25 protein-coding genes are annotated in these 25,412 nt (G+C 61.9%); 14 read left to right on the top strand and 11 right to left on the bottom strand.

All coding sequences use genetic code 11. The annotated features are described in order from the left end of the window. Nucleotides 1-11 precede the first annotated feature (11 nt). The 5 genes from ABVQ20_RS12210 to ABVQ20_RS12190 all read right to left on the bottom strand — a co-directional run bounded on the left by ABVQ20_RS12210 (nt 12) and on the right by ABVQ20_RS12190 (nt 5,244). Nucleotides 12-905 carry a PhzF family phenazine biosynthesis protein gene (locus ABVQ20_RS12210; RefSeq protein ID WP_354459743.1) on the bottom strand — a complete coding sequence of 298 codons (894 nt, stop codon included), beginning with the start codon at nt 903-905 and terminating at the stop codon, nt 12-14. A 74-nt stretch (nt 906-979) separates the two neighbouring features. Then, complete coding sequence (locus tag ABVQ20_RS12205) at nt 980-1,855, bottom strand: helix-turn-helix domain-containing protein (RefSeq protein ID WP_354459741.1); 876 nt, start codon at nt 1,853-1,855, stop codon at nt 980-982. Nucleotides 1,856-1,955: 100 nt separating this feature from the next. Further along, entirely contained in the window at nt 1,956-2,345 is a 390-nt protein-coding gene (locus tag ABVQ20_RS12200) for an SET domain-containing protein (RefSeq protein WP_354459740.1), read from the bottom strand. 152 nt (nt 2,346-2,497) lie between these two features. Beyond that, nucleotides 2,498-3,124: a LysE family translocator gene (locus tag ABVQ20_RS12195; protein ID WP_354459739.1), complete on the bottom strand. Its 627-nt coding sequence runs from the start codon at nt 3,122-3,124 to the stop codon at nt 2,498-2,500. Beyond that, nucleotides 3,121-5,244 (bottom strand): S9 family peptidase, encoded by a 2,124-nt coding sequence (locus ABVQ20_RS12190; RefSeq protein ID WP_354459738.1) that lies wholly within the window; start codon nt 5,242-5,244, stop codon nt 3,121-3,123. The genes ABVQ20_RS12195 and ABVQ20_RS12190 overlap by 4 nt, the downstream gene beginning before the upstream one ends. A gap of 592 nt (nt 5,245-5,836) precedes the next feature. On the opposite strand from ABVQ20_RS12190, the gene ABVQ20_RS12185 reads away from it, so the two are divergent. Then, nucleotides 5,837-6,262: a Ros/MucR family transcriptional regulator gene (locus ABVQ20_RS12185; RefSeq protein ID WP_354459737.1), complete on the top strand. Its 426-nt coding sequence runs from the start codon at nt 5,837-5,839 to the stop codon at nt 6,260-6,262. A gap of 92 nt (nt 6,263-6,354) precedes the next feature. Here the strand turns inward: ABVQ20_RS12185 and ABVQ20_RS12180 are convergent, their stop codons facing one another. Beyond that, nucleotides 6,355-6,783, bottom strand: a complete 429-nt coding sequence (locus ABVQ20_RS12180; protein WP_354462167.1) for a SufE family protein — start codon at nt 6,781-6,783, stop codon at nt 6,355-6,357. Between the two features lie 205 nt (nt 6,784-6,988). Continuing rightward, a complete protein-coding gene (locus tag ABVQ20_RS12175) occupies nt 6,989-7,357 on the bottom strand; it encodes a DUF5330 domain-containing protein (RefSeq protein ID WP_354459736.1) in 369 nt (122 codons plus the stop codon). A gap of 533 nt (nt 7,358-7,890) precedes the next feature. On the opposite strand from ABVQ20_RS12175, the gene ABVQ20_RS12170 reads away from it, so the two are divergent. From ABVQ20_RS12170 to ABVQ20_RS12160, 3 genes are all read left to right on the top strand, one after another. Continuing rightward, the gene (locus ABVQ20_RS12170; RefSeq protein ID WP_354459735.1) at nt 7,891-9,624 is read left to right on the top strand and encodes a PAS domain-containing sensor histidine kinase; all 1,734 of its coding nucleotides are present in this window, start codon (nt 7,891-7,893) and stop codon (nt 9,622-9,624) included. After that, the gene (locus tag ABVQ20_RS12165) at nt 9,599-10,366 is read left to right on the top strand and encodes a peptidoglycan-binding domain-containing protein (RefSeq protein WP_354459734.1); all 768 of its coding nucleotides are present in this window, start codon (nt 9,599-9,601) and stop codon (nt 10,364-10,366) included. Before ABVQ20_RS12170 ends, ABVQ20_RS12165 begins: the two co-directional genes overlap by 26 nt. Nucleotides 10,367-10,436: 70 nt before the next feature. Beyond that, complete coding sequence (locus ABVQ20_RS12160) at nt 10,437-10,781, top strand: DUF1491 family protein (RefSeq protein WP_354459733.1); 345 nt, start codon at nt 10,437-10,439, stop codon at nt 10,779-10,781. Here ABVQ20_RS12160 and ABVQ20_RS12155 read toward each other — a convergent pair. From ABVQ20_RS12155 to ABVQ20_RS12140, 4 genes are all read right to left on the bottom strand, one after another. Next, nucleotides 10,771-11,790, bottom strand: a complete 1,020-nt coding sequence (locus ABVQ20_RS12155) for a hypothetical protein (RefSeq protein WP_354459732.1) — start codon at nt 11,788-11,790, stop codon at nt 10,771-10,773. The two genes, ABVQ20_RS12160 and ABVQ20_RS12155, sit on opposite strands and share 11 nt — an antisense overlap. 421 nt (nt 11,791-12,211) lie before the next feature. Continuing rightward, nucleotides 12,212-12,760 carry a DUF1254 domain-containing protein gene (locus ABVQ20_RS12150; RefSeq protein WP_354459731.1) on the bottom strand — a complete coding sequence of 183 codons (549 nt, stop codon included), beginning with the start codon at nt 12,758-12,760 and terminating at the stop codon, nt 12,212-12,214. Then, a complete protein-coding gene (locus ABVQ20_RS12145) occupies nt 12,753-13,337 on the bottom strand; it encodes a DUF1214 domain-containing protein (protein WP_354459730.1) in 585 nt (194 codons plus the stop codon). Before ABVQ20_RS12145 ends, ABVQ20_RS12150 begins: the two co-directional genes overlap by 8 nt. A 99-nt stretch (nt 13,338-13,436) precedes the next feature. Next, nucleotides 13,437-15,593: a transglycosylase domain-containing protein gene (locus tag ABVQ20_RS12140; protein ID WP_354459729.1), complete on the bottom strand. Its 2,157-nt coding sequence runs from the start codon at nt 15,591-15,593 to the stop codon at nt 13,437-13,439. Nucleotides 15,594-15,806: 213 nt separating this feature from the next. Between ABVQ20_RS12140 and ABVQ20_RS12135 the strand changes: the two genes are divergently transcribed. The 10 genes from ABVQ20_RS12135 (at nt 15,807) to ABVQ20_RS12090 (ending at nt 25,365) form a co-directional block, all read left to right on the top strand. Continuing rightward, the gene (locus ABVQ20_RS12135; protein WP_354459728.1) at nt 15,807-16,214 is read left to right on the top strand and encodes a DUF3168 domain-containing protein; all 408 of its coding nucleotides are present in this window, start codon (nt 15,807-15,809) and stop codon (nt 16,212-16,214) included. Nucleotides 16,215-16,384: 170 nt separating this feature from the next. Further along, nucleotides 16,385-16,684, top strand: a complete 300-nt coding sequence (locus ABVQ20_RS12130; protein ID WP_354459727.1) for a hypothetical protein — start codon at nt 16,385-16,387, stop codon at nt 16,682-16,684. 90 nt (nt 16,685-16,774) lie between these two features. Then, nucleotides 16,775-17,440, top strand: coding sequence for a response regulator transcription factor (locus ABVQ20_RS12125; protein ID WP_227348354.1), 666 nt, complete (start codon nt 16,775-16,777; stop codon nt 17,438-17,440). Nucleotides 17,441-17,486: 46 nt separating this feature from the next. Further along, nucleotides 17,487-18,863 (top strand): ATP-binding protein, encoded by a 1,377-nt coding sequence (locus tag ABVQ20_RS12120; RefSeq protein WP_354462166.1) that lies wholly within the window; start codon nt 17,487-17,489, stop codon nt 18,861-18,863. Nucleotides 18,864-18,984: 121 nt separating this feature from the next. Next, nucleotides 18,985-19,434 carry an RT0821/Lpp0805 family surface protein gene (locus ABVQ20_RS12115; protein WP_354459726.1) on the top strand — a complete coding sequence of 150 codons (450 nt, stop codon included), beginning with the start codon at nt 18,985-18,987 and terminating at the stop codon, nt 19,432-19,434. Between the two features lie 128 nt (nt 19,435-19,562). After that, nucleotides 19,563-20,702: a c-type cytochrome biogenesis protein CcmI gene (ccmI, locus tag ABVQ20_RS12110; protein ID WP_354459725.1), complete on the top strand. Its 1,140-nt coding sequence runs from the start codon at nt 19,563-19,565 to the stop codon at nt 20,700-20,702. Between the two features lie 8 nt (nt 20,703-20,710). Beyond that, nucleotides 20,711-21,154 (top strand): cytochrome c maturation protein CcmE, encoded by a 444-nt coding sequence (gene ccmE / locus ABVQ20_RS12105; protein ID WP_354459724.1) that lies wholly within the window; start codon nt 20,711-20,713, stop codon nt 21,152-21,154. Between the two features lie 77 nt (nt 21,155-21,231). Next, a complete protein-coding gene (locus ABVQ20_RS12100) occupies nt 21,232-23,220 on the top strand; it encodes a heme lyase CcmF/NrfE family subunit (protein ID WP_354459723.1) in 1,989 nt (662 codons plus the stop codon). Then, nucleotides 23,217-23,696, top strand: a complete 480-nt coding sequence (locus ABVQ20_RS12095; protein WP_354459722.1) for a cytochrome c-type biogenesis protein — start codon at nt 23,217-23,219, stop codon at nt 23,694-23,696. The genes ABVQ20_RS12100 and ABVQ20_RS12095 overlap by 4 nt, the downstream gene beginning before the upstream one ends. Before the next feature lie 124 nt (nt 23,697-23,820). Further along, a complete protein-coding gene (locus ABVQ20_RS12090; protein WP_354459721.1) occupies nt 23,821-25,365 on the top strand; it encodes a Do family serine endopeptidase in 1,545 nt (514 codons plus the stop codon). The last annotated feature ends 47 nt before the right edge of the window (nt 25,366-25,412 follow it).

The raw sequence follows: 25,412 nt of genomic DNA, 5'->3' as shown, positions 1-25,412 counted from the left end.
CGATCCAGCCATCATGGCGAAGCCTCATCGGGCTCTTCCAAACGGACGGCGCCACCCAGCCAGCAGCCGTCGGGGCGCCCTTCATCGAGCCGGAATCGGACCAGGATTTCCGATGGGCGCTGCATGGCGCGCCCCTGGCGGATGGTTATCTGGCGCTCCGATGCCTCAACAATTCCGTTGGACAGCAGACCAAACGACAGCGCCGATGCGGCGATCCCGGTGGCGGCGTCCTCGGGATAGCCGGAGGAACGCGGGAACTGGCGAGCATCGACAATCTGTGCGTCCGTGTCGAACACGGCGTAGGGATAGAGGCCGGTGGAGCCGATTTGGCTGCACAGTTCTTCAATCCTGGTGAAGTCGGGGCTCAAACGGTCGAGCACCGCCACGCTCTTCAGCGGAACGAGTGTCTTGACCCGGCTGGTCGATGCATTCTGGATCGGCAGCGATGCGAGGTCGTCGGCCCGAATACCCAGGATTTCGACGATGTCGGACCGGCCTTTGTCGGCATCGGGAAGCGGCTCGACATTGCCCGCGGGCTGCGAAATCTCGACCGCCGCGCCATGCTCCGTCCGATTGCGTATCCTGGCGTCGACCCGGCCGCTTTTGGTCCAGATCGACAGATGATCGCCGGGCAGCTTTCCCAGCCGATCGAGCAGCCACAGCGCGCCAACGGTCGCATGCCCGCACATCGACATCTCATGATTTGGTACCCAGAAACGGAACTCGAAATCGCACTCCGAGCCTGACGGCGGCGGAAGAACGAAACCGCTCTCGTGGCCAAAGGAGCGCGCCACCTGCTGCATGTCGGCATCGGACATCCCGGCAGCGTCGACCACGATCGGCGCGGGATTGCCTCCATGAGGGCCGGCCGCAAACACACTGACAAGTTGGACGTCCGGACGCATTCTCACCTTCTGACGCAGAATTCACTGCGCACAGACTATGGCCGCGGCAGGGATGCCGCGCGTTCGAACGGGCCTTACATTTTGATCGGCTGGGCCACGCGTTTGCGGATATCGGAGGGTGAGCGGCCGTCTGCCCGGCGCATGGCGTGGGCAAGTGCCGCACCGCTCTCGAAACCGACCCGAAAAGCGATCTCGCCGATCGGCAGATCGGTTCCGCTCAACAGCTCGCGTGCTGTCTGGAGGCGAACGCGAAGCTGAAACTCACCCACCGAAAACCCGGTGCCTTCGCGGAACAAGCGGGTGATGTGGCGCCTGGAAACACCGAAGCGATCCGCCAAGGCGTCGAGGGGGATCTGCTCGTCGGCATGAAGGATCAGGAACTCTTTCAGATCCTCGACCATTGCCATTCCATGCTCACGATGCGAGGCGCCGGGCATCATCTCACCGGCCATGACCTCGGCGATGCATTGGACGAGCAGGGCGGATATCAGGGAGTGCTTGATCCCGGAATTGCCATAGGCACCGCCGTTATTTCGAAGCGAAAGCGCTTGCAGTGCCCGCACCGTGGAACTGCGGCGAACCAGGGTCGTCGACCGGGTGCGCCGATGAAACTCGCTGAGCGAGCCAATCTCCCGGTCGAGCCGGCGCAGAATGGCGCCAGTGACATAGATCGCGACATGGCGATGCGCGCCGATACCAGCTCGAGTCTCGTGCGCACGATTCTGTGGCACCACGGCGAACCGGTCCTGCGACAGCCATGTCCCTTCGCGCTGGTCCTCGTGCTTGAGTTCGACTGTCCCGCGACTCGGCAGGATGAACATCAGGCAGTCGTGCCAATGCCACGGCATGGCGTAGGCGCCGCTGCCGGCCAAGGCGGCATGCTCCTCGTCGGCCGCGATCAGAAGATCGGCCTTTGCCGTGTCGCGCAACTGTTCGAATGACCGCAGCATTTTTGGGCTCGGATTTATCGAGAGCCAGATTAGCAGCGCAAGCAGGGACCGAGCAATCGGAGTCTCTCAGGCTGCTTTCGTGCGTGCTGCCGTGTTGGGACTACAGGTGGCGATCGCCCAGGAAATCGAAGCCCGTCTCGAAGAAATGATTGTAGTTGCAGGTCATCTCCTCGCCCGGCGCGATGTCGCGCAAGGCGTAGGTTTCCTCCGGCGAGGAGACATCGCAATTCGGCTCGTCGTTGTGGTTCATGTAGCGGGCGTCGTCTGCTTCGAAGACGATGTAGGCCGGGTCGCGCCGGTCGGGGTAGGAATAGCGGTCGAGATAGTTCTTTACCGGCCCGGTCTCGCCCTCATAGGTCTCGACGTCGATGATCCGGTCGAACCGGGGGTCAAGTTTCCAGACCAGCGTGCCCTTGGGAATGTGGTTCTTGGCAAACACACCGATGCCCTGGATCGGCGATTTGTCGAGATAGACGTCGACGAGCAGCATGATGGACCTTCACGCGATTAGGAGCTTGTGGTGGCCGGAGGGAAGCCGCGCACTGGGTAGCGCGCGGCCATTGCAATTGCGAGTAAAAATGCGCAAGCAGAATTCAAAAAATCATGACCGCTGGGGCGCCCCGCAGACCGCGTCGCCCGGCTTCAGCGTTGTTGCAGGGCCAGACGAATGCCCAAAGCGCAATAGATGCCGCCGACAACCTTGCCCTGCCATTTTACCCCCGATGGATTTCGGCGCAGGAATTTGCCAAACCCACCGGCGCACACCGCAAAGATGACCGTGCTGAAAAGCCCCAGCAGAACAAAAATCACCCCGAGTGTCATCAGCTGGAGCATCGCCGATCCGTTTTCCGGCCGTACGAACTGCGGAAGGAAGGCCAGGAAGAAAAGCGCGGTCTTGGGGTTGAGCACTTCGGTCAGGACGGCTTGTCGAAACGCCTTGCCGGCGGAGATTGCAACCGCGCCTGCTGCCGGATCAGCTGGCCTTCTCTCGATGATGGCGCGAATGCCTAGATAAACGAGATAGGCCGCGCCGATGTATTTTACGATGCTGAACAGTGTCGCCGACGTGGCGATGATCGCCGAAATGCCGACCATGGCCATGAAGGTGTGAACGACGTCGCCGGCCGCTATTCCGGCGCCGGTCGCTATGCCCACCCTGGTTCCGGAGCTTGTCGCCCGCGCGACGGTCAGGAGGGTGGCTGGGCCTGGAATAAAGACGAAGCCGAGCACGACCAGGACGTAGGCTACCAATGTGGAAAGACCGGTCATTGGTCAGCCTCTCCGGCAAGTTGCGCCTTGCCTGCAACTTTCAGCGCGAAGGAATAAGTATAGGCGATCTCTTCCAGCCTTGAAAACCGACCCGATGCACCGGCGTGGCCGGAATCCATGTTGATCTTGAACAGCACCGGATTGTCGCCGCTCTTGCGGTCGCGCAGCCGCGCCACCCACTTGGCTGGCTCCCAATAGGTGACGCGCGGATCGGTGAGGCCGGCAAGCGCCAGAATCGGCGGATAGTCGAATGCGCCGACATTGTCGTAAGGCGAGTAGGCGGCAATGATCCGGTAGTCGTCGGCGGACGCGATCGGGTTGCCCCATTCCGGCCATTCCGGCGGCGTCAGCGGCAGGCTGGCGTCGAGCATGGTTGTGAGTACGTCGACGAAGGGAACCTCGGCGACGAAGCCGCCAAAGCATTCCGGCGCCATGTTGGCCACGGCGCCCATCAGCATGCCGCCGGCAGAGCCTCCTTGCGCGACGATACGGTCATGCGCGGTGTAACGCTCAGCGACCAGATGACGTGCGACGGCGATGAAATCCGTAAAAGTGTTCATCTTGTGCTCCCGCTTGCCGTCATCATACCAGCCATAGCCCTTGTCCTTGCCGCCGCGGACGTGAGCGATGGCGAAGACGAAGCCGCGATCGACCAGTGAGAACCAGTTGGTGTTGAAGGCGGCCGGCACCGCGATGCCGTAGGAACCGTAGCCGTAGAGCAGGCAAGGCGCGGACCCATCCAGTGGCGTGTCGCGGTGGTGCAGAAGCGAGATCGGCACCAGCTCGCCATCGGCGGCCGGCGCCATCAGGCGCCGTGTGACATAGTGGTCCGGATCATGGCCGGATGGCACTTCCTGGGTCTTGAGCAGCACCCGCTCGCGCGTGCGCATGTTATAGTCGAATACTTGCGCCGGCGTCGTCATCGACGAGTAGGAAAAGCGCATGATCTCGGTGTCGTACTCATAGGAACCCGACAAGCCTAGCGAGAAAGCCTCCTCATCGAACGAAATCAGGTGCTCTTCGCCATTCGCGCGGTCGCGCACGACGATGCGCGGCAGGCCTTCCTTGCGTTCGAGCCGCACCATGTGCTGCTTGAATCCGATCACCGACAGGATCAGACGCCCCGGCTCGTGCGGCACCAGTTCCAGCCAGTTGGCGCGCACCGGATCGCTGGCCGGCGCCGTCATGATCTTGAAATCCTTGGCGCCGTCGGCATTGGTCAGGACGAAGAAGATGTCGCCGCCTTCTTCCAGATCATATTGAAGGCCAATCTCGCGCGGCGAGACCAGTTTCGGTTCGGCGAAAGGATCGCTGGCGCTCAGCAGGCGGTATTCCGAGGTCTCGTGATCGTTGATGCCGATCATGATCCATTCGTTGCTGCGGGTGCCGTCGACATCCATGAAGAAGCCGGGATCGGTTTCCTCATAGATCAGCCGGTCGCTTTCATGGCTTTGACCAAGCGCATGGAAGAAGACCTTTGACGGCCGGTGGTTGGGATCGAGGCGGGTATAGAAAAAACCGTCATTGCCGGCGTTCCAGACGCCGGAACCGCCGGTGTCGGGTATCTCGTCCGCGAGTTCCTTGCCATCGACAAGATCGCGCACCCGAAGTGTGTAGAATTCGGAGCCCTTGTCGTCGAACGCCCACAGCAGCTTGCGATGGTCGGCGGAATGATCGACGCCGCCAAGGCGGAAATAGGCCTTGCCCTTCGCCTCGGCGTCGCCGTCGAGCAGGATCTGCTCGATGCCACCATCGCGGGGCGTACGGAAATAGCGCGGCTGCTCGCCGCCGAGCTTGTAGGATGAGCCGTAGGCATGAGGTCCATCCTTTATCGGTACCGAAGAATCGTCTTCCTTGATGCGGCCCTTCATCTCCTTGAAAAGCCGCTTCTGCAGGTCGACAGTATCGGCCATCAGCTTTGACTGGTAGGCGTTCTCGGCCTCGAGCTCGGAGCGGATCCCAGCATCGAGCAATGATGGATCCCTGAACATCTCCTGCCAATTGTCGGCCCGCAGCCAGGCAAAGTCATCGATTCGCGTTGTGCCGTGATGCGTGTCGGAAACCGGCCGCTTCTCAGGCTTCGGCGGGCTGACGAACGGAAATGCTGTCGTTTTGGTCATTGCGTCTCGCTTTGGAAATATCCGGGATGGCGGCAGCCGTTGTTTCAGCGGCTCCAGCCTTCAGTAACTCAGTCTCATGCGGCTCCATTCGTGGCTTGGCAAGTGGCCAATCTGTCGTCGGCGACACGCCCGATATCAGCAAGACATTCTTCTGACACGATCCAGCTTTCTTTGACGAACGTGATGATTGCACTCCGCCGCCAGCAATGCATGCCGCGATCCATGGTCTCAGCGAAAGCCGACTGTGGCCAGATGAGCTGTATGGTGGCCAAGCAAGATCAAGCATTGAAGTCCTTCCGCGATTTGCGGCGGATGTAAATGCCATCTGACCCAGCGTTAGCTGTCACTGGTTCGACCAGAGAAAAGCTGCCATATGGTACAGGACGCGCTAGATTGAAGCTGATCCACGAATATTTGATCAGTATCGTTGAATATAGCGCAAGAAATGAATTGACTTACTTGGCCTGTTGGCTCATGGAAGGTGTCGTGAAGCGAATCGCGGAGGCTCTTTCCCGCACGAAATTCGCGCAATGCCCGCTTCGTAAAAATAGGGCGCAGATAGAAACAACTCTTGTTGGGGCCTGAAGAAACCATGGACATTGTCGAGACACCTTCCAGAAACAGCGATGCACTGATCGAGTTGACCGCCGATGTGGTGGCTGCCTATGTCAGCAACAACCCGGTCCCGGTCGGCGAGTTGCCCAACCTGATCGCCGACGTCCATGCAGCGCTCGGGCGCGTGGGCGGAGTGAGCGAACAGCCTCCCGCCGATAAGCAAAAGCCGGCTGTGAACCCGAAGCGCTCGGTTCATGACGACTACATCGTCTGCCTCGAAGACGGCAAGAAGTTCAAGTCGCTCAAGCGCCACTTGATGACCCACTATGATCTGACTCCCGATCAGTATCGTGAAAAGTGGAACCTGGACCCGAGCTATCCGATGGTTGCACCCAACTACGCCGCTGCCCGGTCCCAGCTTGCCAAGAAGATGGGCCTCGGCCGCAAGCGCAAGGCGCGGTAATCGCTGCCTGCCCACCATTAAATCGACATTCAACGGCGCCTTCGGGCGCCGTTTGATTTTGTGCAGGAAAATCGACTGGCTGCGATGATCGATCAGGCGGTCTGTTTCAGCGCCGCCTCGGCGTCGCGCTTGATGCGTTTGACCATCGAGCGCAGGCCATTGGCGCGCTGCGGCGAGAGGTGTTCGTCGAGGCCGAGTGTCTTCAGCGTCGCCTCTGCGTCCGTTTCCAGGATCTTGCTGGCCGTCTGTCCGGAAAACAGCGCAAGCACGATCGCGACAAGGCCACGCACGATATGGGCGTCGGAATCTCCCGTGAAGGTAATGACGGGGTTGGCACCGGACCCGTGTTGGGTGGTCAGCCAGACCTGGCTGACGCAACCCGCCACTTTGTTGGCGGTGTTGCGTTGCCCGTCCGGGAATGGCGGCAGCGCTTCGCCCAGTTCGATCACATAGCGGTAGCGGTCTTCCCATTCGTCAAGGAGCGAAAAGTCGTCGCGGATCGTCTGGATCGTGGTGGTCATGATGCCGGATATAATCACGCGCCGCCGCCGCGTCACGGAAAAAGAAGAACACCGCAGGCTTGAGAGGTCGAGAGCCTGCGGTGTGCCGTCGGCAAACGATCCCTGAAATCGGAACCGGCTTTCGGAAACGGTGATGTGTCGAGGGATATCGTTAGTGCATGTTTCGCGCCCCGGTCAGGCGCGCTACGCTTCGATGAAATCCGTCTCAGTTTCTCACGGGCAGGTTTACGGTCGCAGGCAAGACGATGTCTTCGCTCACGCTGCCGGTCGTGGTCGACGTGTCCAGCCCGGCCGCTGGCTTGTCGCCGGATGTCTTGTCGTCCAGCATCGCCGCCGCGATCTTGGCCGTTTCCTTGGCCCGAGCGGTGATGGTGTGCATCGCCGACTTGCCAGTTTCGCAAACATCCGGCTTGCGCTCGCAAATGCCGGCGATGTCGCCAACCGCATCGCGCGCTGCAAACAGGGCCTGGAGCGGGCTGACGCTCTCGTGGCCGGCCTCATCTGGGCCGACACTCAGCGGCAGCGCCAGAAGCACTAGCGAAAACCAGAAAGCCATTCTCATCAGAAAGAACATGTCTTGCCTCTCGTCATGACCGGATCATGCATCCATATGGCATGACCTCTTTTGTAGGCAGGATGTTGGCACACAGGCCCGAAGGACGGCTTGCGGGGACCGCGATAATTTTCCTCAAATTTTAGGCAGATTCGAAACGAACCGTTTTGCTGTCGATTTATAGCAAATCCGGCCAATTTCATTCAATCCGCGGTAACCATCCATCTGGCTGTTTTATCTGGATTTTTTGCACAAAGCGGTTCGATGGTGGCGGCCCGCGCGCTCCGATTTCCAGCGCTGGTTGGATAACGCTCCGTTTACTATGGCTGCATTTGCCTTCGCTTTCGGCCGCCGAGATCCCGATATTCGCCGCAGGCCGGACGTTGGTCGGCCCTGCCTTATCCATTCCTTAAACGCTGGATGCGACTTTCAGAGACAACCAGAACAATCTGCAAAGCAGAGCTGTCCACGACGAGTACGGGTGCGTTGAGTTGAGTTCGATCAAGGCCAGATACGTCGAATTGCCTGGCGCGATGGCTGCCGGATGCGAGCGTATGGTTCATCCCTCCGTGCTGGAGCGGAGCGACCGCGAGCGCCAGCACCGGTTCATTGGTGTCATGCTGGCCTCGCCGTTCTTCGCGGCTGGTGCCGCTGTCACGCTGGTTACATCGGGTATGGGGGCGGCCGTCACCATGGCGGCGATCTTCGCGGCCTTCGGCTTTTGCTGGTTCGTTGCCTTGCTGGTGGCGGCAACGGGCAAGATGGCGTTGGCCGGCAAGGTCGCCATGGCCATGGCTGGCATTGGTCTTGCCGGCCTCATTGCCGCGGCGGGAGGGTTGAGCTCTCCAGTCGCCTTGCTTCTTGTGGCCCTGCCATTTGAAGCCTGGTGGATCGGCACCTCACGGCGCGCTGCATTGTGGGGAGCCGTGTCAGCACTGGCCGCGGTCCTCGCTCAGCCGCTGGTCGGTACCCTTCTGCCGCTTGCGGCAGCACAAATTCCTGCCTGGCACTGGTTGGTGCCGCTGGCCTGGGCGCTCACGCTCATTCCGCGTACGTCGGTGTTTCACAATACCGTCGAGGCATCTGGGGATCAGGACGTCGCCGATCGGCTTGAAGACGTCATCGATGCGGTCGTGCTGCGCGTCGCCAGACATGGCGAGGTGTTGGAGGCGTCGGCGAAGGCGCGCACCATGCTGAAGCTGCCACCGGAATTGCTTTTCGGCACCGGCTTCTTCGATCGCATCCATCTGTCCGACCGGGTCTGCTATCTCAGCGCGATGGCCGATATGCGCGACGGCGCCTTGTCGCGCCGGCTCGAAATCCGCGTCCGGCTGCCGCAGAACGGCGGCGGCAGGACGGTGGACAATTACAGGCCGTTTTCTCTTGAGCTGGTTCGGGCGCCGGAACAGAGAGAGATCTTCACGCTTGTTGTTCGCGAGAACGATGACGTTGCCGCGCTACGCGAAGAGCTGGCCGCGGCCAACGAAGCCGCCGCCTCCGCCGAAGTCGCAAAAGGGCGGTTTCTCGCTGTTGTCAGCCACGAACTTCGCACGCCGCTGAATGCCATCATCGGCTTCTCCGACATGCTGCTGCACGAGATGTTCGGCGCCTTCAAGGACCCGCGCCAGAAAGAGTATGTCGGCCTCGTCAGGGATTCGGGACAACATCTGCTTGCGGTCGTGACGTCGATACTCGATGTCTCGCGGATAGAATCGGGCGCCTACGCCACCGAGCCGGAGCCCTTCCGTTTTTCCGAAGCGGTCGACATGTGCCAGTCGATGATGAGGTTGCAGGCGCAGGCAAAGAGCATCGACCTGCAAGCGCAGATCGCCCCAGATGCCGGCGAGATAAATGCCGACCGTCGTGCGGTGCAGCAGATCCTTATCAACCTCGTGTCCAATGCGATCAAGTTCACGCCCGACGGTGGCGACGTCGTTGTCGGCGCCAAGCGGATCGGTTCTCGGCTGCATTTCTGGGTCAGGGATACCGGCATAGGCATTGCCGAAGAGGACTTTGCCAAGCTCGGCAAGCCGTTCATGCAGATCCACAATGACTATACGCGCCGCTTCGAGGGAACAGGTCTTGGCCTTTCGCTGGTGAAGGGGCTGGTGGAGCTGCACGACGGTACGATGTCGATTGAAAGCATGCCGGGTGAGGGCACCACGGTAACGATCAGCCTTCCCGTGGGCGGGCCCAAGCGACGTTCTGTCGACCAGGCCGCCGTACTGCCGATGCCCGTAGCCAAGGCGAAAGGGGACAGAAATGGCTCGCTCCGCAAAACAGGCTAAGGTGGTCAAGCGCCGCAGCAGTGCCTTTCAGGATGGCGCGGCGGCCGTAGGCACCTTGATTTCACAAAATCCTGTTCTCGTTGGCGGTTCGACCGCGTTCCTGGTGACGCTGTTCTATGTCTCGGCCAACGCCTTGTGGTATCAGCCTTTTCCGCATTCCGGCGCATTCTTCGCTACGCGAAGCATGGTGGGCTTTCCGCGCGCGGGCACGGCCGAGCCGGAGACGACGATCAACATCGTGCGCCCGGCCACCGCGACCGTGCCGGTCAAGAGCGACCCGACCGTCCAGCAGGTCCAGGGCATATTGAAAGACCTCAACTTCTATTCCGGCACCGTTGACGGCATTACCGGTCCGGCCACGCGCAAGGCCATCCAGGCATACCAGCAGAAGGTCGGGCTCAATGCGTCCGGCGAAATCGATGCTGTTCTCCTGGATCAACTGGGTGCCACCCCCACGACAGCCTCCGTACCGCATCCGCAGCCGCGGCCGGCCGAGACCGGCGTCGTCCCGGTTTCGCTGCAGACAGGCACTGCCGCTTCGCAAACCCCCGACGCCCGCATCGTCAAGATCCAGGCCGGACTGAAGGCCTTCGGCAATGATGACATGCGGCTGGATGGCGTGGTGGGCGCGCGCACCAAGGCGGCGATCAAGGAATTCCAGTCGCTGTTCGGCCTGCCGCAAACCGGCGAGCCCGATGAGGTCGTCTACGTCAAGATGCGTGAGATCGGCCTGACCAACTGACAGGCGAAACGACCGCTCGCAAGGGGGCAAGAACCCCGCTAAACAGCGTCCGTATGTCCGGATGCTTTTCATGCGTGTAACCAGCGATCTTTGGGTGTCGGCGCTTTTGCGCCGGGTTTTCGGCGCGGGTGGCTTCGCGGCCGTGGTCAAGCGGGGCGCGACCGAAGCCGGAGCGGTTTTCGTTCTGGCGCGGGGAAGGCTGGGCGAGGTCGCCCTGTTCGGGCCGGCGCCGCAGACGAGTTACGACTCGGCCAAGCCGGACGATCGCTTCTTCAGCCTGCTCGGTGCAGGAGACGATGCCTCCGTGCTGGATGCACGGCTGGAGAGGGAGAAGAAATTCGATCCCGACATCTGGGTGGTTGAGATCGAGGCCGGCGCCGTTCCGGTCGAGGAACTGATTTCCGTCAAGCCCTGAGGCTGGCGGATAGCGGGGCATCGTCGCTGTTCGAAGCGTTGCGGGTGTCGCCGTTGGCTGCGGTGTGCCCGGTATTGCGGATGGCCTTGGACAGGGCCTCTGCCTTCCACCCCCGCACCTTGTCCAGAGCAACGTCGCGGTGAAGCAGCCGGTAACGGTCGAGGAACAGGCGGATGGCGTGCGGGTGCGGGAACTGTGTCGGATAGACAGCGACAGTGATCAGGAACGCCCTGTCCTCGCTGAGGTCGAGCGAACGCAGCGCCGCAAGCAGTGATGCATAGTTCTGGTTGGCGGTCAGGGACCGGGCCGTTTGAAAGTCGATTTCAAGCGCATCCGCGAGCGCGGTCTGGAAAAACGCCGCGTTGCCGGTCAGCGCGGTCTCGCGCAGCTTGGCGTAGGTTTCCGAGCCGACGAAGGGATTGACGGAGGCTCCCAGGCTGTCTCCGGCGGGGCGCATCATCGATCGCAGCCGGCGCCGCGCATTTTCGGCGGCAATGCCGGGTTCTGGCTGCGGGTCGGCGGCCATCTCGACGATTTCGGCGCTTTCGGCCGCCACCTTTACGATCGGTTCCGGTTTGCGCAATCGAACCAGTGTCGGCTTTTCGATCGCCCTGATCAGGTCGGCGATGGTCGGGTTCAAATCCTTGCGGCGCGCAATCGCGCGAGCATGAGGCAGGCCATGCCGCCCGATCAGCGCGATGAGGTCGATGTCGCTGACCGCAGGCGAGCGGATGAGCAGGGGAGCGGCGATGTCGACCGGTTCCTCGCAAAGCCGCCGAATCAGGGCGGTGGGCGCGTATTGGCATTCGGAAAGCGCTGCCGCGACATAGCGGCGTGATTCGGTTGAAACACTATCGAAGAGCGGGAGTGTCAGATCCTCGAGCTGGGCGATCTCCCGGCGCGAGGGGCGGGTGAGAGAACAGAAGGCCGACACCGCTGCCCGGAAAAGCCTTTCAGCCTTGCCTGCCTCAACCCGTACAGCGATTTGCCTGAAATCCGAAGATGACACGAAGGATACGCCTGACACTCGACACAACCCGGACCGCGCGCGACCGGACTGTGTCGGTTTCGCATTCGCCAGGAACAAAGATCAAGTTAGCGGTGATCCGTTAGCGTTCCGTTAACCCTCTAGCCTCCTTAATCACATTTGGAGGCGTTGCGTTGTGCTCCGGGGAAACCGAGAGGAATGCGCGAACCATGGGCATGGTATTGTCTTTCGTGCCGCGAACGGCGGCGACCAATCGAGCAAGTCAGAACACCGGCGCGCCGGCGGCGGTGATCATCTTTCCAGGCGTTCGCTATGAACAGCGGCCGCTGACCGGCGAGGCACGGCCAACTGGGCCGGACAAGCCAGGGTCAACCCGGCCGATCGCACCTCACCACTAAACGACGGCCAAGGGGTAGGCGCCGGCGGGTGGTCGGATACGGGTCTAGAAGTCCTGCAATTCGCAGGAACTCTGATCGAGAAACCGCGATACGATCGGTTTCCAGCTGTCGTCTGGCACAAAGCTGCGGATGACGAATATGCCTTCGTCGATCGGCGCCTCGACAAAGATCGCGCCCTGGAGCTGCTCGGGCAGGTCCTTGCGGACCTCGATCATTTGCGCTGGCGTCAGGACCACGGCATCCAGTGCCCCGCCATTGGCGGTATGGTCGTTGAAGGAATAGATGTTGTGCCCGTTGCGGTCGTAGACCGAGACGGACCAGAACGGAACGTTACCAGGTGCCTTGACCCGAACCATCCCGTCGACCAGGTCGAACCGGCACGCCGCCGCATAAAACATCGGGTCGACGGACTTGACCACCGGCGCACCGCCGGCCTCCGCGTCTAACCTGGTTATCTTGTAGAGATCGGAAGCCATCGCCAGCCGGGACCAGGCGTCACGTTCGGAAAACTCCGGAACCAGAAGCAGCACGGCGATATGGATGATGCCGGCGCCGAGCAGGCCAAGCAGGATGACATGCAGCAGCCTACGCATTGCAGCCGACCTTCAGGATCTGCGGCAGGGTCACGTCCGACAGGCCTGTGCTGCTGGCGATCGGCGTATCGTAGAAGGTGAGGACGAAATACATCGTGCCGGCACCGTTCGAGAGCAGCCAGTTGCCTGGCGCGGGGCGGCCGCCGACGGAAATGATGACGGAATTGTCGGGTTCGCGCAGGACTTGGTAGGATTGGAGAGCGGCAGGCCGCGGCTTGCCGGTTTCGACCACGCCAAGCGACCGGTCGGCGGCATAGAGGGTCCAGAACCGGGCTGTCGGAAATCCCCCTTCGATCTTGTAGGCGCATTCCCGCTTGAGCGGCTCGCCGCCTGAATCGCGTTCGGCGACAAAGGACAATCCCTCGGCCTGCCCAAGCGCGAGCACACCTTCGCGCGCCACGCGGGCCTTGGAGTAGGGGTCGGCGGCCGGGGTGCCGATATAGGGGAACGCTGTCCATTGGCCGATCCGGATCGCGCCGACGCCGTCCTGCACCTTCAGCGCATACCAGACGCTGCCACCGCCACCGCCGATGGCGATGACAAGCGCGACAAGTGTCAGGAATGCGTTCTTGAGCATGAAGAGCCGCAGGGAGAGAGGATTACAGTTCGGGATATCGCGACGCAGGGCCTGATGGCAAGCGGGCCGAGGAATTTGCCTTCCGGCGCAACGCTGGGATCAAAGCGCCGACAAGGTTTGCGGCGTGGCGGGAGCCCGGAGGATGGGGGCCTCCTCGAACACCTTTGACATATCCCGCAGCGTCTGGGTGGTTCTGCTGGACAGGACCGGCGGACGCTCGGCGGCGGCATCGGCGGCCGCTTGTTCGGCGCTCTTCTTCTGCGCTTCGTCGGCCTTGGCCGCGGTTTCGGCGTCGACAAAGGGCTTGTCGATGCCCGGGATCGGCTTGAGGTCGATATTCTGGTGCGCATAGACCATCAGGCGCTGCCACACCATCGCCGGCAGCGACCCGCCCGTCATGTTCTTGGTCGGGCTGAAATCATCGTTGCCCAGCCATACGGCGGCCGTGTAGTTGCCGGTGAAGCCGACAAACCAGGCGTCGCGGTAGGACTGCGTCGTGCCGGTCTTTCCGGCGACGACGATGTTGGGGATTTGGGCGCGCCGCGCCGTACCCATCACCGGCACCGCCGCCAGCATGGTGTTCATGGATTTCAGCGCCTGTTCCGACAGCACGCGGTGCGGAGGCGGCGCATCCTTGGTGAAGTCGTAGACCACCTGGCCGGTGCGGTTGACGAGTTGCGTGATGCCATGACGCGAGCCGACAAAGCCGTTCTGCGCGAACACGCTATAGCCTGTCGCCTGGTCCATCACTGTCATGCCGGAGGTGCCGAGCACCATTGTCTTGTGGGCCTCGAGGGGTGACTCGACCCCGAATGACTCGGCCAGCGCCTTGATCGGCGCGATGCCCAAGTGATCCTTGGCCAGTCGCACCGGTACGGTGTTGATCGATTTGGCCATCGCCATGATCAGCGTGATGTTGCCAGCGGATTCACCGCTGTAATTGTGCGGCGACCAGTTGCCCCAGCTGATCGGCCCGCCCGAAATGATGGAGTTCGGCGTGAAACCGTGTTCCATGGCGGTCGCGTAGACATAGGGCTTGAACGACGAGCCGGTCTGGCGAAGCGCCTTGGTGGCGCGATTGAACTGGCTGGTGCCATAGTCCCGACCGCCGACGATTGCCCGCACCGCGCCGTTGGTCTCGATGACGACGACGGCGCCCTCGGTGACGTTGTATTCCTTGCCGAATTGCCGGAGGTGGAATTCAACCGATTCTTCGGCAGCTTTCTGGATGTTGGCGTCGAAGGTCGTATGGGCTACCAGCGAATGCTGACCGGTCTTGGCCGCGATCTTCTTGACCTCGTCAAACGCCCAGTCGAGGAAATAGTCTGGGCTCTTCTGCTCGCCACGGTCGACGACATCGGCCGGGTGCAGCCGCGCCTGCAGCACTTGGCCCTCGGTCATGAAGCCGGCGTCGACGAGATTGGAGAGCACCACATTGGCGCGCGCGCGGGCGGCCGGCAGGTTGATGTGCGGCGCGTATTTGGTCGGCGCCTTGAACAGCCCGGCCAGCATGGCGGCCTCGGCGAGGCTCAGGTCCTTGACGCTCTTGCCGAAATAGAAATCGGCGGCCGCCTCGATGCCGAACGTGCCGCCGCCCATATAAGCGCGGTCGAGATAGAGCTGGAGGATTTCCTTTTTCGAAAGATTGGCTTCGAGCCACAATGACAGGAAGGCTTCCTTGATCTTGCGTTCGAATGTCCGCTCATTGGTCAGGAACAGGTTCTTCGCCAGCTGCTGGGTGATGCTGGAGCCGCCCTGCACCACGGAATTGGCGCGGACGTTCTCGAAAATCGCGCGCGAAAGGCCGAGGACGTCGATGCCGTAGTGATCGAAGAAGCGGCGGTCCTCGGTGGCGAGGACCGCCTTGATGACATGATCGGGCATCTCGTCGACCGGCACGGAATCGCGCTGGATGATGCCGCGCTGGCCGATCTCGTTGCCGTAGCGGTCAAGGAAGGTGACGGCGAAGTCGCCTTGGGCCCGCCAATCGCCTGTCGTGTCCTGGAATGCGGGCATGGCCAACGCCAGCATGACGACACTGCCGCCGGCACCGAGCGTAAAACCTTCGCTGAGCAGTTCGATGATGCCCCGGCGCCAGCCTTTCAGGCGGAACCGTCGGGAAAAGATCGTCGCCGCTTCCCAGAACTGGCGCGCCTTGAAGCCGATCTCATAGAGCGAAGAGTCGATCCATGCATCCAGGGCCAGCAACCAGGCGGCGATCGGTCCTCTTCTCTTGCGCGGTTCGGGACTGGCCATTCGGAAATCCGTCTTCGGCTGCGCGCGGAAACTGCATGCGCGCAGTTTCGGAACGGCGCATCGACAAGACTATTCGTATTTTTTTTCGGCACCCACAAGAGCTAACAGCAGGCCACGCCGCAAGTCGTGATCTGGCGGAAGAATCCGAACGCGGCTAGGTTCGATCGGAAAGCTGCCGGCGGCTCAGATACACACTGGTGATGGAACAAGACGATGACCGCGTCCGGCGATTTGCAGCAGGCACTATTCCAGAGACTGAGAAGCGATGCATCGCTCTCGGCGCTGCTGGGCGGTGCGGGATTGCTCGAACGGCCAGCCGAGAATGTTGCCTTTCCCTATGTAACGTGCGGCCAGACCAGCGCCTTCGACTGGGACACCGGTGTCCAGAACGAGGCCGATCAGTTGGTCACGCTGCATATCTGGTCAAAGGCCCATGGCGAAGCCGAAACGCGTGCGATCATGGACAGGATAAAGGCGCGCCTCGCCAAGGCGGTGCTGGCCATAGGTGCGCGCGGACGGACACACCTTGTGCTCGAATTCTCCGAGATCCGTCATGACGATGAGCTGCTGCTGTATCACGGGCTGCTGCGTTTTCGCGCCGTGATGCAGGAAAGCGCCTGATGTGCTTTCATTGAGGTTGGAACGCAGTCTAGACTGAAATCTCGTGATCTTCGCTTGGGCTACGAAAATCACAGTCTTGTTTTCTGGTGTTTCAGGGGTTTGGCAGGCATGTTTTTATCGGCGTTCACTGTTCATTTCACGTTCAGCACCGATGCGTTACAACGCCGACCATGAAAACGCTTCGCTCCCACCTCAGAACCGCGGTACTGGTGCTCCTTGCGGCCGGGCTGTTTGCGTCGCGGGCGACGGCATTGCCGATGGACATGCCGCAGCCGGCTGATCCGATCATATTGGCTTCGTCTGATTGCTATGCGATCGGCCAGCAGGTGGCCGAGCAGAATGGCGGGACCTTGGCCAAGGCGTCGCAATCGACGCGCGGTGGCCAGCCTGTCTGCGTCATCGTCGTGCTCGTGCCCGGCAAGGACGGACAGCGTCCGCGCCGTTCCGAAATCGTGGTTCCCCAGAACTGAGCTGACCCCATCGTTTCCACGGCCGCGGGAATCGGCCTATATCTGATACCGGCCTCATTGCAGGCCTAACCGCTACAGGCTTTGATCCGCATGCGCGTACTCGTTGTCGAAGATGACAAGGATCTCAACCGGCAGATAGCCGATGCCTTGGTGGATGCCGGCTATGTGGTGGACCGGGCTTTCGATGGCGAGGAAGGTCATTTTCTCGGCGATACCGAACCCTATGATGCTGTCGTGCTTGATATCGGCCTGCCGCAGATGGATGGCATCAGCGTGGTCGAACGCTGGCGGCGCGGCGGCCGCAAGATGCCGGTTTTGATCCTGACGGCGCGCGACCGCTGGAGCGACAAGGTGTCGGGCATCGACGCCGGGGCCGATGACTATGTCACCAAGCCGTTCCACATCGAGGAGGTGCTGGCGCGCGTTCGGGCGCTCATCCGGCGTGCGGCCGGCCACGCGTCCTCCGAACTGACATGCGGGCCGTTGCGCCTCGACACCAAGGCCTCCAAGGCCGATGTCAGCGGTCAGCCGTTGAAGCTGACCTCGCACGAATTCCGTCTGCTTGCCTATCTGATGCACCACATGGGTGAGGTCGTCTCGCGCACGGAACTGGTAGAGCACCTTTATGATCAGGATTTTGACCGCGATTCCAATACCATAGAGGTCTTCGTCGGGCGACTTCGCAAGAAGATGGGCATCGACATGATCGAAACCGTTCGCGGGATGGGCTATCGTATGCGCGAGCCGGAGGCGTAACGCGGAACAGCTCCCTACAAAACCGGCCGCCCCCAGGACGCTGTCGCTGCGTTTCTGGCCGCGCTCGCTGGCATTTCGGGTGATCGCCTTTTCCACGGTCTGGGCGATCCTCACCCTCATTGTCATCTTCACGCTCATCACAACGCTTTACCGTCAGGCGAACGAGCGGGGTTTCGACAGCCTGCTTTCGGCTCACCTCTTCAACCTGATCGGCTCGGTCGGCATTTCCGACACCGGTGCGCTGACCGGCGCGCCTGATCTTGGGGATCTTCGGTTCTCCGAACCGAATTCGGGCTGGTACTGGTCGGTTGAGCCCGCTTCGGAGGGCGTGCATGGCGACCTCCATTCTTCGTCGATGACCAGGACGATCCCTTCGCCGAGTGTGGCCGAGGTCCCGTTCAACTCAAGTTTCCAGCGCAGCTATTCGACCGAGGGAATAAGCGGCGAGAGATTGCAGGTGTTCGAGAGCGAATTCGTTCTGGATACGAAAAACCGGGCTGCCCGTTTCCGCGTCATGGGCAACCAGACCGAACTCGAACAGGAAATCGGCAGCTTCCAGCGTCGCCTGCTCACCTATCTCTCGCTGTTCGGTGTCGGCATGATCGCCATCAACGCGGCGGCCATCCTGCTTGGCCTGCAGCCTTTGCGCCGCGTCAGAAATGCGCTCGCCATGGTGCGCGAGGGAACCGCGCAGAGGCTGGACGGTCGGTTCCCGGCCGAGATCGAACCGCTTGCCAACGAAACCAATGCGCTTATCGAAAACAACAAGCGCATCGTCGAAAGATCGCGAACGCAGGTCGGCAATCTCGCGCATTCGTTGAAGACGCCGCTCGCGGTGCTCATCAACGAGGGGCGGGCGCTTGGTGGCGCCAAGGGTCAGCTTATCGCCGAGCAGGCCACATCGATGCAAAAGCAGGTCGAGCATTATCTGCAGAGGGCTCGCGTCGCGGCGCAGCGCGACAGCGTTGTCTACCGCACACCGGTGACGCCGCTGGTACAGCGCATGGTGCGCGTGCTGCAGAAGCTTAATCCGCAAACCAGCCTGTCGCTTTCGCTGCCCGCCGCCGAGATCGTCTTCGCCGGCGAACGAGAGGATCTGGAGGAATTGCTTGGCAATCTTCTTGAGAACGCTATGAAATGGGCACGAAGCGCGGTCGCGGTATCGGTGACGCCTCTTGCGACCAGGGATGATGTGGCCAGCCTGTTCGAAATCAGCATCGAGGACGATGGCCCGGGCATTCCAGAAGACAAGGCGCGCGACGTGCTGAAGCGAGGACGACGTCTCGACGAGACGAAGCCAGGCACTGGTTTGGGACTGTCCATTGTCGCGGACCTCGTCAACGAGTATGGAGGCGTCCTGGCTCTGGAGAGGTCCGGCATGGGCGGATTGAAGGTGGTGGTTCGATTGCGGAGCCTTCAGTGATGTTCACCCCGGCCGGCTACGGCCAAATTTCCGACAAATATCAATACTATGGCCACGTCAGTCTCTCGATGACGCGGCCCCCAGCTCATCCTCTTCAAGTTCAAGATAACCGGTTGTTGGCATGAAGATTCGCGTCGCGCTCTTTTCCGCACTGCTCGCCGTATCCGGCTGCACCACCACAGGCAGCAAGGGGCCCGGTGTGGCTATGCTGCCGCCGGCTGCCGGCAAACCGCCTGCTGGCGGCAAGCTGACCTCGACAATCATTTCCGCCATGGATGGCGGCCTTGTCGGCGGGTCGATCGGCACCGGCCTGAGCGACACCGAGAAGCGCAGCGCGCTTGAGGCCGAATACAAGGCCTTGGAATACACCGCGAGCGGCCAGAAGGTGACGTGGAAGGGCGATCAGCCGACCCGCTATGGTGAGGTCGTGCCCGCGCAGCCATACCGCGTCGGCTCGCAGGACTGCAGGCAGTACACGCAGACGGTCTTTACCGGTGCCAGCACCACGGGCGTGACCGCGCGCGGAACCGCGTGCCGCAACGCCAATGGCAGCTGGACACCTCTTACGTGATACCCGGTTGGATCCTGCGGGATCCGGTTCGGTTGATGTCGATCGGGAGCCGCGGCGGACGCCTGCCGTCAAAGCGTCGCAGGACGCTTGTGTTGGCAGAGCGGGGCTCTGCCGCTATTGGATGAAACATGCTGTTCTGGGTCATAGCCGCCGTCCTCACGCTGGGTGCAAGCCTGGCCGTGCTGCTGCCGCTGGCCGGCAGGTCGAATGGCGCGTCATCCAGCAGCGAGCATGATCTTGAAGTCTATCGCGACCAGCTGGCCGAACTTGATCGCGACGCGGCGCGTGGCCTGATCCAGCCGACGGAGGCCGAAGAGGCGCGCGCCGAAATCGCGCGCCGCATCATTCGCCTCGGCGGTGGTGACACAGCGGCAAGACCGGTCGCCCATCGGGCTTCAAAGACGACCCGACTTGTCGCCGCCACGGCGGTTCTGATGGTTCCGGTCCTCAGCTGGGGCCTGTATAGCAAGATCGGGTCACCCGACCTGCCGTCACAGCCGCTCAGTGAGCGGCTGGCCAAGAATCCCGCCGACAGTTCCGTCGACGAACTGGTGGCGCGCGCCGAGGCTCACCTTGCCGCCAATCCATCCGACGGCCGGGGCTGGGATGTACTGGCACCCATCTATCTGCGCCTGCAGCGCTTTCCCGAGGCGGCGACAGCCTACCGCAACGCCATCCGGCTCGATGGTGACAGCGCCGTTCGCCAGACAGGTCTGGGCGAGGCGATTGCCAATGCCGGGGGCGGTATTGTGTCGGCGGACGCCCAGGATGCTTTTGAGGCAGCCCTGAAGCTTGATCCGGCAAATCCCAAGGCATCCTTCTACCTTGCGATGGCGCTGGCCCAAGAGGGCCGCTACGGCGAGGCGACGTCCGCCTGGCAGCGCATGCTTGCCGCGTTGCCGCAGGACTCGCCCTGGCGCGGCGCCGTCGAGCAGGCGCTGGCCGAGTCGGCCAAGCGAAGTGTTGCGTCCGGGCAGGTCGAGAAAGGTCCGACAGCCGGGGATGTCGACGCCTCGTCGTCGATGTCGCCGCAAGACAGGGAGGCCATGATCAACACCATGGTCGCCGGGCTCGATGAAAAACTTCGGCAAAATCCGCGCGATCCGGAAGGATGGATGCGGCTGGTTCGTTCCTATGTCGTGCTTGGCAAGGCCGATCAGGCGCGTGACGCGCTGGGTCGCGCCATTGCCGTCTTTGGGGCCGATAGCGATGAAGCCAAGAAATTCACCGCCTTTGCCGCCTCGCTTGGCCTGACGGCGACGGAGTAGGGCCTGCCATGACGCGCAAGCAGAAAAGATTGTCGGTGATCGCGGGCGGACTGGCCTTCCTGGGCGCTGCCACCGGGCTGACATTCTATGCGCTTGGCCAGAAGGCGTCCTATTTCTACATGCCCGCCGATCTGACCACCGCCAGCCTGCAACCCGGCCAGCGCATCAGGCTTGGTGGCCTCGTCGAGAAGGGGACGCTGCAGCGCGGGCAGGGCACGACGGTGGCCTTTTCGGTGACCGACAAGCAGAAAGATGTCAAAGTGACCTACACCGGCATTCTTCCCGACCTGTTCCGCGAAGGCCAAGGCGTGATCACCGAAGGCTCGTTCGGCCCGGACGGCGTGTTCGTCGCCGACAGCGTGCTGGCCAAACATGACGAAAACTACATGCCCAAGGAAGTGGCGGATAGCCTCAAGGCCAAGGGTGTGTGGGAGGAAAGCAAGAGTGATTAGCCAAGTTCCGCAGAAGTCCTTCACGGTTTTGCGGCAAGACCTTGCCGCAAAACCGGAATCAAGCGGGTGCCGCCACAATGGTTGAAACCGGACATTTCGCGCTGGTCCTGGCCTTTGCGCTGGCGCTTGTGCAGACCGTGGTGCCGATGTTTGGCGCGCGGACCAACAACCAGCGCATGATGGCCGTTGGCGGTCCGGTCGCGGTGACCGGGTTCGCCTTGACCGCGCTGTCTTTCGTCGCGCTGGCGACCGCCTATGCCCGCTCCGATTTCTCGGTGGCGAGCGTCTGGGAAAATTCGCATTCGCTGCAGCCGTTGATCTACAAGATCACCGGCACCTGGGGCAATCATGAAGGCTCGATGCTGCTTTGGGTGCTGATCCTGACCTTCTTCGGCGCGCTCGTCGCTGCTTTCGGCACCAATCTTCCAGCCACGCTTCGCGCCAATGTGCTGGCGGTGCAGGGTGCGATCGGCGCTGCCTTCTTCCTGTTTATCCTGGCGACATCCAATCCCTTCACCCGGTTGAACCCGGCGCCCATCGAGGGCCGCGACCTCAATCCCATCCTGCAGGATCTCGGCCTCGCCATTCATCCGCCGCTGCTCTATCTCGGCTATGTCGGCTTCTCGATCTGCTTTTCCTTCTCGGTGGCGGCACTCATCGAAGGTCGCATCGACGCCTCCTGGGCGCGCTGGGTCCGGCCATGGACATTGGTCGCCTGGATGTTCCTGACCGGCGGCATCGCCATGGGCTCCTACTGGGCCTATTACGAGCTTGGCTGGGGCGGCTTCTGGTTCTGGGATCCGGTCGAGAACGCCTCGTTCATGCCATGGCTGGCGGGCACGGCGCTGCTCCATTCGGCGATCGTCATGGAGAAACGCTCGGCCCTGAAGATTTGGACGCTGTTGCTGGCGATCCTCACCTTCTCCCTGTCGCTGCTCGGCACCTTCCTGGTGCGCTCCGGCGTGCTGACATCCGTCCATGCCTTCGCCACCGATCCGACGCGCGGCGTGTTCATCCTCGGCATATTGACGCTGTTCATCGGCGGGTCGCTGGCATTGTTTGCGTTTCGCGCCTCCCGCCTGACGTCCGGCGGCCTCTTTCATCCGATCTCACGCGAAGGCGCGCTGGTCCTCAACAATCTGTTCCTCACGACGGCCACGGCGACAGTGCTCATCGGCACGCTCTACCCGCTGGCCGTCGAAGCCTTCTCGTCCGACAAGATTTCGGTCGGCGCACCGTTCTTCAACCTGACGTTCGGGCCGCTGATGGTGCCCTTGCTGGTCATGGTGCCCTTCGGGCCGCTGCTTGCCTGGAAACGCGGCGACATTTTTGGCGTGGCCCAGCGCCTGATGGCGGCCTTCGCGGCCGCACTTCTGGCAACGCTGGTGACGGCGTTGTTCATCGATGGGTCGTCGGTGTTCGCGGCTCTTGGCGCCGGGCTGGCCTTCTGGCTGGTCTTTGGCGCTCTCACGGATCTCGCCATCAAGTCGGGGATCGGCAATGTCGGGGCGCGTGTCGCGCTCAGGCGCTTCCTTGGCTTGCCGCGCTCGGTCTTCGGCACGGCACTCGCTCATCTCGGCCTTGGACTGACCACGCTCGGCATTGTCGGCACGCTCTGCTTCGGCACCGAGAAGATCCTGTCCATGCATCCCGGTGAAACCGTGGAGCTGTCAGGCCATACGCTTCGCTTCGTCGGCCTTCATCCGGCCCAGGGCCCCAATTTCAGCGAGGATCGGGGCCGGTTCGAAATCATCGGTGTCGGTGGCAGCGCGGTTGGCGAAATCAGTTCGGCCAAACGCTTCTACCCGGTCCGCCAGATGACAACGACGGAATCGGGCATCACGACGATGGGCTTCAGCCAGCTTTACATTTCGCTCGGCGACGAGGGGAATGACGGCGCGGTCGTTGTCCGTATCTGGTGGAAGCCGCTGGTGACGCTGATCTGGGGCGGAGCATTGGTGATGATGGCGGGTGCCGCCATGTCGCTGATGGACCGTCGCCTGCGCGTCGGTGCGCCCGCCCGCCGCAAGCAGGCGCGTACCGCTCCCTCGCCGAGCCCGTCATGAACCGCGCCACCGCAAGCACGTTTTCGCTGGCGTCTCTGGTCCTGCTGCTGACGCTGTTGTTTTCCGGCGTGGCACAGGCCGTGAAGCCGGATGAGGTGCTGGCGGATCCTGGGTTGGAGGCCAGGGCGAGGGCGCTTTCGGAAGGCCTGCGCTGCATGGTCTGCCAGAACCAGTCGATCGACGAATCCGACGCCGACCTTGCCCGCGATCTGCGTGTTCTCGTCCGCCAGCGAATCGTTGCCGGCGACACCGACCAGCAGGTGATGGATTACATCGTCTCCCGCTACGGCGAATTCGTGTTGCTGAAGCCGCGCTTCGAGCCGCGCACCGCCCTTCTGTGGGGTGCTCCGATTATCCTTCTGCTGGCCGGAGGCCTTTTCATTGCGTTGACCGCCCGATCCCGTCGTTCGACAGGGACGAAGTCATTGACCACAGAAGAACAGGCGGCGCTCGACACTATTTTGCGTCGGGACTGAAATCGCTCCAAACATTACGAAAGTTTCATGCGTCGGAAATGGCGCTGTAATGTGCGGCTCTCTAATTCTCTTGCCCATGAGGACGCCATTTAAAGCGCGTCCCTTGAAAGAGGATACGAGACAAATGAATATTGCCCCCAATTCATATTCCCGCACCCGCAAACGTCTGATGACCGCCGCTGCGTCCCTCGCAGTTGTCGGCGCGGTCGGCGTTGGCGCGTTGACCAGTGGAACCGTCCCGGTACTGGCCGATGCTGTGCGTGTCGACGCGCCACAGGTTCCGGGTTTCGCCGATATCGTGGAGCGCGTGTCGCCCGCCGTTGTCAGCGTCAAGGTCAAGGCCAAGATCGATCAGACGGCAGACGACAGCTCCGATCAGTCTGACCAGGATGGCTTCAACAACCTTCCTGACAACCCGCAGCTTCGTCGGTTCTTCAAGGAATTCCGCGGCTTCGGTGATCAGGGTGGCCAGGGCGGCAACCGTCGCTTCGGACATCGCGACCACAGCAACGACCAGCCCCGCCCGGTGGCGCAGGGTTCAGGCTTCTTCATCTCCGATGATGGCTATCTCGTCACCAACAACCATGTCGTCTCGGAAGGTTCGGCCTTCACCGTCGTGATGAATGACGGCAAGGAACTCGACGCTAAGCTCGTCGGCACCGACCCGCGTACCGATCTTGCCGTGCTGAAGGTCGACGGTAGCAGCAAGTTCACCTATGTCGACTTTGCCGATGACTCCAAGGTTCGCGTCGGCGACTGGGTCGTGGCTGTCGGCAACCCGTTCGGCCTCGGCGGTACGGTCACCGCCGGCATCGTTTCGGCACGTGGCCGCGACATTGGCGCTGGTCCCTATGACGACTTCCTTCAGATCGATGCCTCCGTGAACCGTGGCAATTCGGGCGGCCCGACCTTCAACCTCAACGGCCAGGTCGTCGGCATCAACACCGCCATCTTCTCGCCCTCGGGCGGCAGCGTCGGCATCGCCTTCGACATTCCTGCCTCCACGGCAAAGGAGGTCGTGCAGGACCTGATGAAGAACGGTTCGGTGCAGCGCGGCTGGCTCGGCGTCGAAATTCAGCCGGTCACCTCCGACATCGCCGAGTCGCTCGGGTTGAAATCGCAGAAGGGTGCGCTGGTTTCGAGCGCCCAGGATGATGGTCCCGGCAAGAAGGGCGGCATCGTTGCTGGTGACGTGATCACCCAGGTGGACGGCAAGGATGTTGCCTCGCCGAAGGAACTCGCCCGCCTGATCGGCGCTTATGCGCCCGGCAAGTCGGTCGGCGTCACTGTCTGGCGCGATGGCAAGGCCCAGTCGATCAAGATCGATCTCGGCAAACTGCCAAACACCGACAAGCAGGCTTCGGCCGATCAGCAGCCGGCGGCTCCGGCAAAGCCTGATACGCTTGCCGACCTCGGCCTCACCGTTACCAAGTCCGACAACGGCAAGGGACTTGTGGTGACCGATGTCGATCCCGACAGCGATGCCGCCGATCGTGGCATCCAGCCGGGCGATGTCATCACCGCGGTGAACTCAGCGGCGGTGACCACCACCGACGACGTTTCCAAGGCCATGGCCGATGCGGTGAAATCCGGGCGCAAGGCGGTGCTGATGCAGATCACCCGCGACGACAACAACCGCTTCGTCGCCCTGCCTGTCGGCAAGGGTTGAAAACAGGGTTGCAGACTTTTCCCGTGCGGCGGTTTCAAACACCCCCG

This window comes from Mesorhizobium shangrilense (assembly GCF_040537815.1).
Taxonomy (GTDB): Bacteria; Pseudomonadota; Alphaproteobacteria; order Rhizobiales; family Rhizobiaceae; genus Mesorhizobium; species Mesorhizobium shangrilense.
This window is presented reverse-complemented; position numbering and strand designations above follow the sequence as displayed.

Bases quoted from the DNA above. Each gene is read 5' to 3' on its own strand.
- ABVQ20_RS12210 (WP_354459743.1), bottom strand. From the start codon at position 905: ATGCGTCCGGACGTCCAACTTGTCAGTGTGTTTGCGGCCGGCCCTCAT.
- ABVQ20_RS12205 (WP_354459741.1), bottom strand. From the start codon at position 1,855: ATGCTGCGGTCATTCGAACAGTTGCGCGACACGGCAAAGGCCGATCTT.
- ABVQ20_RS12200 (WP_354459740.1), bottom strand. From the start codon at position 2,345: ATGCTGCTCGTCGACGTCTATCTCGACAAATCGCCGATCCAGGGCATC.
- ABVQ20_RS12195 (WP_354459739.1), bottom strand. From the start codon at position 3,124: ATGACCGGTCTTTCCACATTGGTAGCCTACGTCCTGGTCGTGCTCGGC.
- ABVQ20_RS12190 (WP_354459738.1), bottom strand. From the start codon at position 5,244: ATGACCAAAACGACAGCATTTCCGTTCGTCAGCCCGCCGAAGCCTGAG.
- ABVQ20_RS12185 (WP_354459737.1), top strand. From the start codon at position 5,837: ATGGACATTGTCGAGACACCTTCCAGAAACAGCGATGCACTGATCGAG.
- ABVQ20_RS12180 (WP_354462167.1), bottom strand. From the start codon at position 6,783: ATGACCACCACGATCCAGACGATCCGCGACGACTTTTCGCTCCTTGAC.
- ABVQ20_RS12175 (WP_354459736.1), bottom strand. From the start codon at position 7,357: ATGTTCTTTCTGATGAGAATGGCTTTCTGGTTTTCGCTAGTGCTTCTG.
- ABVQ20_RS12170 (WP_354459735.1), top strand. From the start codon at position 7,891: ATGGTTCATCCCTCCGTGCTGGAGCGGAGCGACCGCGAGCGCCAGCAC.
- ABVQ20_RS12165 (WP_354459734.1), top strand. From the start codon at position 9,599: ATGGCTCGCTCCGCAAAACAGGCTAAGGTGGTCAAGCGCCGCAGCAGT.
- ABVQ20_RS12160 (WP_354459733.1), top strand. From the start codon at position 10,437: ATGCGTGTAACCAGCGATCTTTGGGTGTCGGCGCTTTTGCGCCGGGTT.
- ABVQ20_RS12150 (WP_354459731.1), bottom strand. From the start codon at position 12,760: ATGCGTAGGCTGCTGCATGTCATCCTGCTTGGCCTGCTCGGCGCCGGC.
- ABVQ20_RS12145 (WP_354459730.1), bottom strand. From the start codon at position 13,337: ATGCTCAAGAACGCATTCCTGACACTTGTCGCGCTTGTCATCGCCATC.
- ABVQ20_RS12140 (WP_354459729.1), bottom strand. From the start codon at position 15,593: ATGGCCAGTCCCGAACCGCGCAAGAGAAGAGGACCGATCGCCGCCTGG.
- ABVQ20_RS12135 (WP_354459728.1), top strand. From the start codon at position 15,807: ATGACCGCGTCCGGCGATTTGCAGCAGGCACTATTCCAGAGACTGAGA.
- ABVQ20_RS12130 (WP_354459727.1), top strand. From the start codon at position 16,385: ATGAAAACGCTTCGCTCCCACCTCAGAACCGCGGTACTGGTGCTCCTT.
- ABVQ20_RS12125 (WP_227348354.1), top strand. From the start codon at position 16,775: ATGCGCGTACTCGTTGTCGAAGATGACAAGGATCTCAACCGGCAGATA.
- ABVQ20_RS12115 (WP_354459726.1), top strand. From the start codon at position 18,985: ATGAAGATTCGCGTCGCGCTCTTTTCCGCACTGCTCGCCGTATCCGGC.
- ccmI (WP_354459725.1), top strand. From the start codon at position 19,563: ATGCTGTTCTGGGTCATAGCCGCCGTCCTCACGCTGGGTGCAAGCCTG.
- ccmE (WP_354459724.1), top strand. From the start codon at position 20,711: ATGACGCGCAAGCAGAAAAGATTGTCGGTGATCGCGGGCGGACTGGCC.
- ABVQ20_RS12100 (WP_354459723.1), top strand. From the start codon at position 21,232: ATGGTTGAAACCGGACATTTCGCGCTGGTCCTGGCCTTTGCGCTGGCG.
- ABVQ20_RS12095 (WP_354459722.1), top strand. From the start codon at position 23,217: ATGAACCGCGCCACCGCAAGCACGTTTTCGCTGGCGTCTCTGGTCCTG.
- ABVQ20_RS12090 (WP_354459721.1), top strand. From the start codon at position 23,821: ATGAATATTGCCCCCAATTCATATTCCCGCACCCGCAAACGTCTGATG.